The organism is Gilliamella sp. B2923, assembly GCF_026536565.1.
Classification (GTDB): Bacteria; Pseudomonadota; Gammaproteobacteria; order Enterobacterales; family Orbaceae; genus Gilliamella.
In genome coordinates this window covers 1-13921 of record NZ_JAFNNZ010000001.1, presented here as the reverse complement: position 1 = coordinate 13921, position 13921 = coordinate 1, and the positions used below count along the sequence as shown (strand labels likewise).

Annotated in this window: 14 protein-coding genes; 8 read left to right on the top strand and 6 right to left on the bottom strand. The window is 39.1% G+C overall.

The genetic code is table 11. From position 1 onward, the window contains the following. Positions 1-178: 178 nt before the first annotated feature. The 6 genes from J3U42_RS00070 (at position 179) to dusC (ending at position 5163) form a co-directional block, all read left to right on the top strand. Entirely contained in the window at positions 179-724 is a 546-nt protein-coding gene (locus J3U42_RS00070) for a cysteine hydrolase family protein (RefSeq protein ID WP_220218149.1), read from the top strand. A 52-nt stretch (positions 725-776) separates the two neighbouring features. Next, positions 777-1562, top strand: coding sequence for a DUF3100 domain-containing protein (locus tag J3U42_RS00065; protein ID WP_267334894.1), 786 nt, complete (start codon positions 777-779; stop codon positions 1560-1562). Between the two features lie 2 nt (positions 1563-1564). Further along, positions 1565-2014: a hypothetical protein gene (locus J3U42_RS00060; protein WP_220218151.1), complete on the top strand. Its 450-nt coding sequence runs from the start codon at positions 1565-1567 to the stop codon at positions 2012-2014. Positions 2015-2034: 20 nt separating this feature from the next. Continuing rightward, on the top strand, positions 2035-3354 hold the full coding sequence (locus J3U42_RS00055) for an amidohydrolase (protein WP_267334892.1): 1320 nt from the start codon (positions 2035-2037) through the stop codon (positions 3352-3354). Positions 3355-3430: 76 nt separating this feature from the next. Next, complete coding sequence (locus J3U42_RS00050) at positions 3431-4204, top strand: molybdopterin-synthase adenylyltransferase MoeB (RefSeq protein ID WP_267334890.1); 774 nt, start codon at positions 3431-3433, stop codon at positions 4202-4204. Beyond that, positions 4201-5163, top strand: a complete 963-nt coding sequence (gene dusC, locus J3U42_RS00045) for a tRNA dihydrouridine(16) synthase DusC (protein ID WP_267334888.1) — start codon at positions 4201-4203, stop codon at positions 5161-5163. Before J3U42_RS00050 ends, dusC begins: the two co-directional genes overlap by 4 nt. Here the strand turns inward: dusC and J3U42_RS00040 are convergent. The 6 genes from J3U42_RS00040 to J3U42_RS00015 form a co-directional block, all read right to left on the bottom strand. Beyond that, positions 5152-6147 (bottom strand): hypothetical protein, encoded by a 996-nt coding sequence (locus tag J3U42_RS00040; protein ID WP_267334886.1) that lies wholly within the window; start codon positions 6145-6147, stop codon positions 5152-5154. The genes dusC and J3U42_RS00040 overlap by 12 nt on opposite strands. A 320-nt stretch (positions 6148-6467) precedes the next feature. After that, positions 6468-7358, bottom strand: coding sequence for an L-ribulose-5-phosphate 3-epimerase (locus J3U42_RS00035; protein WP_267334884.1), 891 nt, complete (start codon positions 7356-7358; stop codon positions 6468-6470). A 68-nt stretch (positions 7359-7426) separates the two neighbouring features. Next, entirely contained in the window at positions 7427-8071 is a 645-nt protein-coding gene (locus tag J3U42_RS00030) for a 3-keto-L-gulonate-6-phosphate decarboxylase UlaD (protein WP_220218157.1), read from the bottom strand. A 19-nt stretch (positions 8072-8090) separates the two neighbouring features. Then, positions 8091-8783, bottom strand: coding sequence for an L-ribulose-5-phosphate 4-epimerase (locus tag J3U42_RS00025; protein WP_267329852.1), 693 nt, complete (start codon positions 8781-8783; stop codon positions 8091-8093). Positions 8784-8786: 3 nt separating this feature from the next. Next, complete coding sequence (locus tag J3U42_RS00020; protein ID WP_220218159.1) at positions 8787-9260, bottom strand: PTS sugar transporter subunit IIA; 474 nt, start codon at positions 9258-9260, stop codon at positions 8787-8789. 21 nt (positions 9261-9281) lie between these two features. Then, complete coding sequence (locus J3U42_RS00015; RefSeq protein WP_220218160.1) at positions 9282-11048, bottom strand: PTS ascorbate-specific subunit IIBC; 1767 nt, start codon at positions 11046-11048, stop codon at positions 9282-9284. Between the two features lie 448 nt (positions 11049-11496). Here J3U42_RS00015 and ulaR point away from each other — a divergent pair, with 448 nt between their 5' ends. Both ulaR and ulaG read left to right on the top strand, forming a co-directional pair. Beyond that, positions 11497-12258 carry an HTH-type transcriptional regulator UlaR gene (gene ulaR / locus J3U42_RS00010; protein ID WP_220218161.1) on the top strand — a complete coding sequence of 254 codons (762 nt, stop codon included), beginning with the start codon at positions 11497-11499 and terminating at the stop codon, positions 12256-12258. A gap of 25 nt (positions 12259-12283) precedes the next feature. After that, complete coding sequence (gene ulaG / locus J3U42_RS00005) at positions 12284-13351, top strand: L-ascorbate 6-phosphate lactonase (RefSeq protein WP_267329851.1); 1068 nt, start codon at positions 12284-12286, stop codon at positions 13349-13351. Positions 13352-13921 lie beyond the last annotated feature (570 nt).

Sequence of the window (13921 nt, the reverse complement as noted above, 5' to 3'; positions counted from 1 at the left end):
TTTTTGATAATAAATTTACTTTATAAATAAGTTATATAAAGTAAATGAAATTCAAAAAGATACCAATTATTCCTTTATAGTACTGACAAATCTCATCAAAACGGTTAATGAAAATCACTTGTCATATCATATATTTATTAATAAGCTTTAACTTTCTTAGCTAATTTGTTTACTTTATATGAAAGCTTTAATTTCAATTGATTACACTAACGATTTCGTTGCAGACAATGGTGCTTTAACGACCGGTTCAGTTGGTCAACATATTGAGTCTGAAATAGTAAAAGTAACGCAATCATTTATTAAAGATAACCATTTTGTCGTTTTCGCCATTGATGCGCATGATCCTTCAGATAGCTATCATCCGGAAAATAAACTCTTTCCACCACATAATCTTATTGGCACTAGTGGGCAACAATTATTTGGTCGTTTAGATTCGCTATATCAAAAACATAAAAATAGTGATCACCTTTATTGGATCAATAAACGTCACTACTCTGCCTTTTGTGGCACAGATCTCGATTTACGCTTACGTGAAAGACACATTAGTGAAATCCACTTAACCGGCGTTTGTACTGATATTTGCATATTACATACCGCCGTCGATGCCTACAATTTAGGTTATAACATCGTGATTCATCAAAATGCGGTAGCTAGCTTCGATCCCGTTGGTCATCAATGGGCTTTGAATCATTTTAAAAATACGTTGGGAGCAACAATAGTTTAAGATAGATAGTTTAAAAAAATTAGACTAATAGCAATAAAAATAAGGAGTTAGGATGGAGGTTTTAAAAGACTATAGAGTGCATTTTCTTGCACTGCTTGTTGTTTTATTATGTGAGTTTATCGGTAAGCAATCAATTTGGACAATTGTGGTTTACCCAATGCTGTTTGCCATGATAATTGGCGGCATTATTAGTTTACCGAAATTGAAGATACTGAAAATTAAAAATATGAATCATGCCAGCACCGTGATGATTATTACCTTAATGCTACTGGTTGCCAAACTTGGAGTATCAGTGGGTCCCAAAATTGATATGATTTTACACGACGCAAAACTCGCTTTGATTTTTCAAGAGCTGGGACATTTTGCCGGTACCATATTATTAGGCTTACCGCTGGCAATGATGCTAGGGATGAAACGAGAAGCGGTTGGCGCTACTTACTCGGTTGCGCGTGAACCCAATATTGCGATTGTTGCCGACAAATATGGCCTTGAATCGCCGGAAGGACGTGGTGTGATGGCAATGTATGTTTGTGGCACACTTTATGGCGCAATATGGATGAGTATTCTTGCCACTTTAATGGCTAAATTTAATATTTTGCATCCTTATGCTTTAGCCATGGGCGCTGGGGTTGGAAGTGGCAGCATGATGGCCGCCTCCCTTGCACCAATCAGCGATCTTTACCCGCACATGGCGAACGAAATTAAAGCTTATGCCACAACCGCTAATTTAATGTCGAGCATTGTTGGCATCTATATTTATACTTTATTTTCTCTACCATTTGCATCATTTTTGTATAATACGCTTGCCCGTTTTCGACGCAATAAAGAGGGCGCATAATTATGAAGATTTTAGAAACACTCTTTTTACTTATTTTAGTTGCAATTATCATGGCTGCTGGCAACTCAGTCGGTTATCACATTGATTTTATGCTTTCACTACAAGCCATGGCTATTTTAGTCGCGATATCCATTGTCGGCTTTTTTATCAGCAAAATTCCGGTGCTCAATAAACTACCGGTTATTTTATGGGTATCGGTTGCCGCTGCGGTGGCGTCCTCCCCAATCTTTCCATTTAATGAGCAAGTGGTATCGATAACCAATGAGGTCTCTTTGCTAGCGGTTTGTACACCGGTGCTTGCCTATGCAGGATTAGCAATCGGTAAAGATCTTGCTTTATTTAAAAGTATATCGTGGCGAATCATTCCGGTATCGCTAGCGGTATTTTCGGGCACCTTTATTTTTGCGGCAATTATTGCTCAAATCACATTACAATGGGAAGGCGTTATCTAATTTAGATAAGGATGATATTGATGACAAAAGAAGAACTTAAAAAACAGGTTTGCCAAGCGATTGCCAACCGTAAAGCAGATATAAAAACCCTTGCTGAAGCGATTTGGGTTGAACCGGAGCTGGGCTATAAAGAGCATAAAACCGCCAAAAAAGTTGAACAAGCGTTTGATGCGCTCGGCGTACCGTATAAAAATAAACTGGCGGTAACTGGCGTTAAAGGCCGCTTAAAAGGGGGGAAAGGTAGCCAATACAGCGTTGCTGTCATTGGCGAACTTGATGCAATTATTTGCGCTGACCACCCGTCCGCAGATGAAACATCCGGTGCTGCGCATTGTTGTGGTCATAATGCCCAAATTGCCAACATGATGGCGGTCACTATGGGATTAATTGACGCCGGCGCCATGCAGTTTTTAGCCGGCGATGTGGTGCCATTTGCTGTACCGGCCGAAGAGTATGTTGAAATTACTTACCGAAATCGCCTTATTGAAGAAGGCAAAATTAAATATATCGGCGGTAAACCGGAACTGATTTCACGAGGTGAATTTGATGATGTTGATATGGCATTACAAATCCATTTAACCAGTGTACCGACCGAACAACAAGACGGATTTATCGAAATCTCAACAACCAGTAATGGTTTTATTGGTAAATTAATCCGCTACAAAGGGGAAGCCGCTCATGCGGCAGCCGCACCACATGCCGGCGTCAATGCATTAAATGCCGCCATGATGGGCATGATGGGCGTTCATGCGATTCGTGAAACATTTCAGGAAAAAGACTATATTCGTTTTCACCCAATCATTACTCAAGGCGGCGATTTGGTCAATGTGGTACCCAGCGATGTGCGTATGGAAAGCTATGTAAGGGCTGGTAACGTTCCGGCGATGATTGATGCCAATGAGCGAATTAATCAAGCCTTAAAAGCCGGCGCAATGGCGGTAGGAGCAACGTGTGAAATTAAAGATCTACCCGGTTATCTACCTTTGCATAATAACCCAACATTAAATACCCTTTTAAAAGCCAATGCTGAAGCATTAATTGGCGAAGAAAATGTATCTGTTGCGCCGCATATGACGGGTAGCACTGACACCGGCGATTTATCACATATCATGCCGGTTAGTCATCCATGGATTGGCTCAGTCAGAGGCGTACTGCACGGTAAAGACTACACGGTATTTGATGAAGATATGGCCTACATCCGCCCCGCTCAAATGATGGCATGTACCATTATCGATCTGCTTTATGATGACGCCCAAACGGCACAAACATTATTATCCAACTATAAACCACTGATGAGTAAAGAAGAGTATTTAAGCTTCTTGTCGAAATTCGATAAATAATGTTTTTCACTTGGCACAATGTTTGTGCCAAGTTTCTGCTATAATAGCGATTTTTTAACAACCAACACAACTTCCTATGCAAGCGCTAACCGATCAAGAACTCTATCGTTATGACAGACAAATCACTTTACGTGGTTTTGATATTGATAAACAGCAGATCTTAAAAAATAGCGCTGTTTTAATAATTGGTCTGGGCGGATTAGGTTGTGCCGCTTCACTCTATTTAGCCAGTGCCGGTATCGGTAAATTAACTTTAGTCGATTTTGATACCGTGTCGGCATCTAACTTAAACCGGCAAATTTTATATACTGCGCAGTCAATCAACAAATTTAAAGTGGATGAAGCCAAACAAGCATTACTTAACATCAATGCGGATATCGAAATAATTGCAATCAATGATAAAATTGAAGATGAGAAGTTAATGGCATTAATTCAACAACACGACATTGTCATTGACTGCACCGATAACTTATCCACCCGGGAACAGATTAATGGCAACTGTTATCAGCTTAAAAAACCGCTAGTTTCTGCTGCGGCTATACGAATGGAAGGGTTATTAACAACCTTTACTTATCAAGCTAATACGCCATGTTACCACTGTTTAAGCCGACTGTTTGGGCAAGATCAACTAAGTTGCGTTGAAGCCGGTGTCATGGCGCCATTAGTCGGCATGTTTGGGTCGATGCAAGCCCTCGAAGCCATTAAAGTTTTAACCAATTATGGCAAGCCATTAGTGGGTCGGGTGCTGATGATTGATACCATGAGTATGCAATTTAATCAGGTTGGACTTTCAAAGCAGCCCGATTGTCCGATCTGTGGTGAAAGCGATAAAAATCGGGTAACACAATGAATATTAACCGAATTATATTAGCACCAATGGAAGGTGTATTGGATTATCATGTCCGACAAATCTTAACTGAAATAAATCAATTTGATTATTGCGTGACGGAGTTTGTGCGCGTCACGCATCATAAATTATCCAATCGAACCTTTTATCGACTTTGCCCAGAGCTTAACCATGGCGGAAAAACCACATCGGGCACACCTGTTCGTGTCCAAATACTGGGACAATCACCGCAATGGATGGCAGAAAATGCGCTCAAAGCGATCGAATTAGGCTCCTATGGCGTGGATATTAATTTTGGTTGCCCGGCTAAAACCGTGGTTGGCAGTCATGGCGGCGCCTATTTATTACAATATCCACAGCAGATCTTCGATATTGTTCAACATGTCCGACAAGCGATTGGCAACGAGCAAATATTATCGGTTAAAATTCGTCTCGGTTGGCATGATAAATCACTTTGCTATGAGATTGCGCAAGCCATTGCCAGTGCCGGAGCTACTGAATTGGTGGTTCATGGTCGAACAAAACAGGACGGTTATCAAGCGGACAAAATCGATTGGCAGACCATAGGCCACATAAAACAAAAAGTGACCATTCCGGTCATAGCCAATGGTGAAATCTTTGCTATTAAAGATGCCCAAAATTGTTTGAATCAGAGCCTAAGTTGCGATCTAATGCTGGGTCGGGGAATATTAACCATACCCAATTTAGCCAATATGATACGCTTTAAACAAGCACCGTTAAGCTGGCAAGACGTTTTACAAATATTAAGTCGCTACGCAAGCAGTCATGTAGCCGATGCCAAACCGTTTTACCATTCTGCTCGAATCAAACAATGGCTGGCATATCTAAGACAACATTATCAACCGGCAGCTTCATTATTGCGCAATATTCGAACGCTTAAATCACAACAAGAGATCATTGGTTTTTTAGAAAGTGAACAACAACAATCATTACTTAAATAACATATGCCCTTTTGTGGAACCGGCAAAGTAATAACGAGTAATTGAAGCGACAATAAAGCACGGGCAAATCATCGATATCAATAACGTTATTAAAGGTAGAATATAGCTAAAATGCGATCGCAAGTTATTTGCCCAATAAATTAATCTAGTATTATTAAACAATAACGCCAAACAAAGCAGATTGAAAATCACCGTAAATAGATTAATTAACAGCGCACTTTTAATAATTCTATCGGTCTGTAGCACTACAAAAGTTTGTTTGAACTGTTTTCGACTAATTAATATAACCAGCAATAAATTAATCAAAAAAACCATAAGTGGGAAGATCTCATTTAACTCACTTGCATGATAATAGTTAGAAATGGTTAGGGTGGTGAACAATAATAAAGCGGTAAACACAACAAACAAGAACATATATAGCGCAATAAACAACACAAAGTGAATACGAGTGCTATTTTGTTGGTTAAGCTCAAAAACCTGTTTACTTTTATCAAACCATGGACTCATCAGTTTAATATAAAAATAGATAATCAGACCGATTAAGGTCAGCTTAAGCACATTATAGCTGATAGCCGCCGTCACAATCCCGCCACTTGAATTAGGCGCGATAAACCTTGCCAATAAGTCACTGTTAACAAAAATGTGATCAAATATTAAGTCAAAGATTTTGACTATAACTACATTGATTTCTAACAAAAGGAGATTTTTCAGCGTGAAAATATGAATATTACATCGATTTAAAGCGAAAGCCGAAACAATAAAACTTAATAAAGCAACCGGAATTAAATTATAAAATTCATTATGCAAGTAGAGGATATAATCGCTAATAATTGACCATAATAGATAAAAATGGTCAATTACCCCAATAAAGGGATACAAAAATAACCATAGAATAATAAGCACACTGAAAATAAAAAACAGTGCAACAAAAGTAAGAGGTAATGTAAAAAAAGATAATTTTTTTGAAACAATGCTTAAAGTCATTTAATACCTTATTTTTATTTCAATTTGGAAATTTAAAATCTGGTTAAAACACGACCTTGAAACATATAATATAGATTAGACAGCATAACCAAAACCGATAAATAAAATACCACAAGCGCAAACAATCACCAATAATATTTTTAATATCTGCCTTGTTTATTAAGGGTTAAACAGTGAAAAACAGTTTATGAATCAATTGGTTAAAAATAATCGTTAGCTGTTTAACCTTAGTGATAATAATAAGCGTATAAACACGCTTCACCAGCTTGAAGGGGGTGAAGCAGTGTAAAAAATGAGTGGAACAATTAACCTAAACCCGATTAACTAAATAGTGGAAAATCGGCTTGCTGAGCAATATCGGTTAAGCGCTGTTTAGCCGTCACGATATTTTGTTTCCAGTTTTGATCTTGTGCCCACATTTCAATTACCAGCGGTGCGGTATAATTCATCTGTTTGAGCGTTCTGAAGATCGCAGCAAAATCGACTTCACCTTCACCGATCACTAAATCACGAAACTGTCCAGCGTAATTGGGTTTAACTTTGTAAGTATCTTTTAGGTGTATTTGCACAATATGTTCACTACTGAGTAATAGCTCGGTGCACACATCATAGTTCCAACCGGTAATATTACCCACATCCGGATAAGCCATAAAATAAGGGGAGTTGACTGATTTTCGTAAAATCTCAAATTTACTGAGCGAATTGAGATAATTGGTATCCATAATCTCAACCGCTAACATCACGCCCCTTCGCTCAGCTTGTTTGGCGCTCCATTGCATTCCTTCAATAAAACGCTGATGAGTCTCTAAATTAGCCGGTTCGTAATAAACATCATAGCCCGCTAACTGAATCACTCTCACGCCTAACTTATAAGCAAGTAAAATGGCTTTATTCATAATGATTTTAGCTTGTTGTCGGATACTCTCCTGCGCTGAGCCAAATGGGTATTTACGGTGAGCGCTTAAACAAATGGAATGAAAATAGATGCCGGTTTGTTCACATAATCGCTTTAAGCTGAAAATCTCTTCATCTGACCAATCGAGCCTTGCTTGACGTTCATCAGTTTCGTCAATCGACAGTTCGATAAAGTCGAATCCTAATGATTTCGCTTGGTTAAATTTTTCTTGCCATGAAAGCGTATTAGGAAGTGCTTTTTCATAAAGACCGATCAAAGGCGATGATTTGATGATATTGATTGAACTTTCTGTCATAGTTTAAACCTAATAGTGATTAAATAAAGCTTGATGCAGTCACCAATTAAGTGGCTGCATCAATCCGCTTACCAATATTTAGCAATTTGATCTCTCAACGCTTGCGCCGTTTGTTGACCGTTTTCATTGGCTAGTGCTCGACCAGCGATAAATGCTTTGGTTTTAATTCCTTTGAACAGATGTATATCTTCCGGCACAATGCCACCGGTAATGGATAACTCTAACCCCAGATCAGAAAGTTGGCGCATTTTAACCAGATCTTCTTCGCCCCAACCAACCCCTGCCAATTCGGCATCTCGTGAGCGATGATAGATCGCTTGTTTGATGCCTAATTTACGCCACGCTTTGGCATCTTCAAGCGTCCAATGACCATACAGCTCAATTTGAATTTCACCGTTATACTCATCAGCCACTTTTTTACAAGCTTCAATGGTTGCAATATGCGCCGCAGCTGAAACCGTGAGCCAATTTGCGCCAGCAGAAAACGCCATTTTCGCCAAAATAGCACCGCCATCGGTGGTTTTTAAATCACACACTAAAATATGATTAGGGTGCTTTTCTCTTAAGGTTTTCACACCAATAATGCCGGCACCAAATGCCAGAATCGTTCCTACTTCGATAATATCGACAAATCCGGCAACATTCTCTGCTACCTCTAAAGCCGGCTTTAATTCTGTTTGATCTAAGGCTATTTGTAACATAGGTTTTGTCATTTTACTTCCCCTTTAAATTCTATTTTTGACCATAATAAGCATTGGCACCATGCTTACGGAAATAGTGTTTATCTGATAAAGCTTGTTGAATATGAATTGTTGGATTGAGCTGACGAGTTGACAGCGCCATTTTAGCCACCTCTTCGAGTACCACTGCGTTATGTACTGCATCAATGGCATCTTTTCCCCAACAAAATGGCGCATGTCCTGAAATTAATGCGCCAGGCATAGCAACCGGATCAAGACCACGACGCTTGAACTCCTCTACAATCACTAATCCGGTGTTTTTTTCATAATCTGACGCAATTTCATTTTCAGTCAATCGCCTTGTACAAGGTACATCGCCATAAAAATAATCCGCATGCGTTGTGCCTAATGCCGGTACATCTAATTCTGCTTGCGCCCAAATGGTGGCAAAAGGTGAATGGGTATGCACTATGCCACCAATGTTGCTAAACGCTTTGTAAAGCTCAAGATGCGTTGCGGTATCGCTTGACGGGTTTAATCGTCCTTCGACTATCTCACCTTCTAGTGACAAGACAACAATGTCTTCGACCTTCATATTTTCATACTCTACGCCGGAGGGTTTAATCGCAATCACCCCTTTAGTACGATCAATTTGCGAAACGTTACCCCAAGTAAAGGTCACTAAGTGATGTTTGGGCAGGGTTAAATTAGCTTGTAATACTTTCTCTTTTAAAGCCTGATACATAAATCAACCTCCCATTAATGCCTTATCGATGACGGCATAAACATCTTCTTTGGTTTTACAAGCTCTTAACTTATCGAGATCAACACCAGTTTCACTGTTTTCATCATCGAGTACTTGTGTCACTTCCATTAACCCTTGCATATGCTCATCTGAAGTACTGCCCGCTAACGTGATAAGCACATCAACCGGTTCCGGTTCGCCGTCAAAGTAGACCGGTTTATTGAGTGTGACTAAAGCAAATGCTGTTCGATTCACGCCGTCTTCGGGTCTGGCGTGTGGCATGGCAAAATTAGGGGCGATAATAATGTAAGGTCCCATGGTTTTTACGCAGTGAATAATCGCCTCATAATAAGAGGGTTTAATCGCTTGAGATGCAACAAGCATATCCGTTCCTAACTTGATAGCTTCCTGCCAAGTGGCTGCATCAGCTTTAAGTAAAATAGAGTTGTTTTCAATCAATGATTCTTTCAAAGCCATGTTGCGCTCCTTTTATATAATTTACTGGGCAAGAACTTTTTTAATCAGTTCAATAAGTTCATCACCAAATGTGTTTGGATTAAGCATATTTTGTACACCTAAAGCATGTTGTCCTTCGTTGACTTCAATCTCGTGGATCAGATGCTTAGAGGCAACGATGATATCGACATTAGGTAAACGGGATTTGTAATCGGTAACTGCACATGAATCCATAACATTGGCTATGCCTTTCTTATCTAAATAATTGGCAATTTTCATTTTCATCATCATTGAAGAGCCTTGACCACTGCCGCATACCGCTAAAATGCGCACCGGTTTACCTTCACTAATTGCCACTTCTTCCATTTTTTCAACGACCGCTTCGTTAACATCTTCAGTTGGATCATCGACCAGCGGTCTGTTTTTTTGTTCTGCTTCTTCTTGACGTAACTGTTTAGCCGCAAAGAACATATAGACTAAAGCTAAAGCGATAAGCACATAGATGAATAAGTAAGAGAAAGATAATCCTTGTAAAATAGGCGGGAACAAGATAGCCCAGTCAGCCATACCCATCCAAGAATCGATTGGTGTACCATTTTGCGCAAAGATATGAATCACCCAGGCAGAGCCAAATACTTCAATCATGCCCATAACAAAACAGATCTTCATCACCGCTTTCCAGCCACCAAAATGGTTAGAAAATACGCCAATGGTCGCATTAGAGAAGAACATTGGGATAAAGCCCGGAATGATCATAATCGGCGATTTAAAGACCAGTAATAAAGCGATAGCTAAAAATTGCCCTAATGCACCCCAGATAAAACCAAACACCATTGCATTAGGTGAAAACGCATAAATCGCCGCACAGTCAATGGCGAGTACCGCATTAGGAATTAATTTTTCAGAAATACCTTTAAAAGCTTCAGATAATTCGGCAACAAACATTCTCACGCCGCCAACAATAACTTGAATTGCTACCGCAAATTTAAGCCCTGTCTCTAAAATATAGATTGTCCAATGGGTTGAACCGGCCATTGTTTGTAAATTATCTAAACCGAAAGAAAGTAGAATAATGCCAAAAAAGATCGTCATGACAATTGCGGTTGCCGCAATGCTATCATGGAAAATATGCAACCATTTCGGAAGTTTTAGATTATCCACTGAATCATTTTTATCACCTAATTTCGGCGCTAATTTAACCGCAATCCACGACCCTAATTGTTGCTGATGACCAATTGAAAACCCAGCTCCACCGGTGACTGCCTCAGTTGGTTTAAACATCATATTGGAAAAAATTCCCCAATATAGCGCCGTAATAACAGCTGAGTAGATGATTGTTTCCCACATGCTAAAACCAAATAGGAAATAAAATAGTGCAATTAAGCCCACTTGTTGGAACATGATATGTCCGGTAAGCATAATTGTCCGAATTCCGGTTATACGGCGGAAAATAACCAATAAAATATTAATCGCAAGCGCTAATAATACCGCATAGCCTACCCATGAATAATACTCACCCATGCCTGTCTCAACCGCCACCATTGAGGCATAAGTATCGATAATTGATCCTTTGATACCATGATATTCAGAAAGTTTGGCGATAACCGGTTTAAAGGTCGAAACCAAAACGCCCGAACCAACTTGCAATAACATGAAACCGACGATAGTTTTAATTGTTCCTTTTAAAATAGTGGTGATATCTTTTCTTAAAAGGCAATAGCCTAACATTGTCACTAACCCAAGTAACAAAGGCGCCTTTGTCATCACTTGGCTATAAAAAATATAAAATATGTTATAGATTACTTCCATAGACCCCTCTCAATGGTAATGGACACTACTGCTTCAATTATTCGAAGAACTGACAACAGATAGATGAATAAATCATCAAAATGTCTCTTATATGGTTGTTAATGATGAAGTTAATTTTGAGATAAATTTAAACTTCATTGGTTAATCAATCGCAAATGACTCAATTAACCGACATCATCTTTTCACAATCACAATTAATCACTCAATGATTATTTATGATTAATTTGACCAAGATCACCTTTCTAATTCATTCGACTTAATATCTGTGATTGTGATCACACTTTTGTTAAAAAAACCGATCCAAACAAATGCAAAAGTTATTTTTTTACAATATATTAAAGAAATATCACTGGAATAGGATTTTTAAAATAATTGACAATATTGTGAATGAAAACTATTATCACAAATAATCAAATTTAATCAAAAAATGGACAACTTGAGGCGATAAATGAACGAAATAACTCGACATAATGAAATTGTTGCTTTAGTGAGCGAAAAAGGGATGCTCAAAGTGACAGAATTGATCGAACTTTTTTCGATCTCACCGGCTACAGCCCGTCGTGATATCACAAAATTAGATCAAGAAGGGCGAGTAAAAAAAGTTCGTAATGGCATTATGCGATTAGAAGAACAAAAAGCGATTTGGGTGCCAATTGACATCAACAACACCGAAAACTATCACGAAAAAGCACGCATTGCGATACGAGCAGCAAAGCTATGCAGTAACGATGAAAATGTGGTGATTAATTGTGGATCAACCGCTTTTTTATTAGGACGTGAATTGTGTGGCAAGCAGGTTTCGATTATCACCAACTACTTTCCACTGGCTTGTTATTTAATTGAGCATGATCATGAAAATGTCATCATTATGGGTGGTTTATATAACAAAACACAAAATATCATCCTCAACCCAATTGCCAGTATCACAGATTCCTATGCCGGTAAATGGATGTTTACCAGTGGCAAAACCCTTACGCCAACAGGCCTTTATAAAAATGAAATATTAAGCGCTGTAGCTGAACAGCAAATATTAGAAAAAGCGGAAAAATTGGTAGTGGTGGTCGATAGTTCAAAAATCGATACCAAAGCAAATTCAGGCATGCTTTTTTGCCCAGTAAGTAAAATTGATATCTTAATTACCGGTAAGCAAGCAAACAAGGAAGTAATTGAGAGCATCAAAAAACAAGGTGTAGAAGTGATTTTAGTCTAATTATTATTGTTAAAAGGAACATAGTATGAGTAAAGTGAACGAAATTACCCGTGAATCGTGGATATTAAATACGTTTCCTGAGTGGGGAACTTGGCTTAATGAAGAGATTGAAACAACCGAGGTTAAACCCAATACGTTTACCATGTGGTGGCTTGCTTGTACCGGGATTTGGTTAAAATCGGCTGGTAATACAAATATCTCGGTGGATTTTTGGTGTGGAACAGGTAAAAAAACTCATGCCAACCCTTTCATGAACAAACAACATCAAATGATGCGTATGGGCGGCGTGCGTGAGTTACAACCCAATTTAAGAACCAGCCCTTTTGTGCTTGATCCTTTTGCAATTAAAGAGATCGACGCAGTAATGGCAACCCACGATCATGCTGATCACATTGACGTTAATGTGGCAGCGGCGGTAATTCAAAATTGTTCACCGAAAGTCAAATTTATTGGTCCTAAAGCTTGTGTCGAATTATGGAAAAGCTGGGGCGTGCCGGAAGATCGTTGCATCGTTGCCAAAGTGGGCGATACCATAGAAGTGGGTGATATCACCATTCGTGTGCTTGACTCATTTGACCGAACTTCTTTAGTAACGCTACCTAAAGGCGTCTCTTCAACCGATAAATCGATTTTAGACGGTATGGATGATAGAGCGGTTAACTATCTGTTTGAAACATCCGGCGGATCACTTTATCACTCTGGCGATTCTCACTATTCTAACTACTATGCGAAACATGGTAACGATTATAAGATTGACGTGGCGTTGCTCTCTTACGGTGAAAACCCTCGTGGTGTAACCGATAAAATGACCTCATCAGACATTTTACGTGCAGCCGAATCACTTAATACTAAAGTCGTGATTCCATTCCACCACGATATCTGGGCAAACTTCCAAAGTGATCCTCGTGAAATTGAAGTGTTATGGGAAATGAAAAAAGATCGCCTTGATTACCAATTCTCGCCATTCTTCTGGCAAGTTGGTGGGCGTTATACTTATCCAACTGATAAAGGTAAAATGCATTATCAACACTATCGTGGCTTTAGAGATATCTTTACTGACGAACCGGAATTACCTTACCGTTCGTTTTTATAGTCGATGTAGTGGCCTGTCAGTTTGACAGGCCAGTTTGTCAAATTTTGGTTAATGTCATTTGATTAAATAAGCTTTTATTTAGTCCTTTGGGTCGGTTAGTTTAACGGCCCCTTTTTGTTAATATCCTTTCTATTTAAGCGTTCGCTGGATTATTTAGTGTTTTGGGTTTTGGTTGAGGTTATTTAGATTTTATACTTAAACGTGGGTGTTTTCTGAAAGTTCTTGTCAAAGGTTTGTGTTTTTGCTTAAACGCCTATGTTTTCTGAAACTTTTTGACAAGGTTTTGTGTTTTTTGCTTAAACACCTATAATTTCTGAAAGTTTTTGACAGGATTTTATGGATGATGAAAGCAATAGGTTTTTGATCTTTAGGTTTCGGACGCTGGGAATTGGTCGATATTTTCATTTCGGTGTCTGCGTACGAATAGGGGGATTTTATGCGAAATCCCCCTATAGCCCCTCGCAGCACCACCCAAAGCGGTCTGGCGACTGCCCTCCGCCTTCGTTCGGTCTTAACGCACCGGCGCTGATTTGTTCCTGACAAAGCAGCGCCTCGCCAAACATCCCTGTT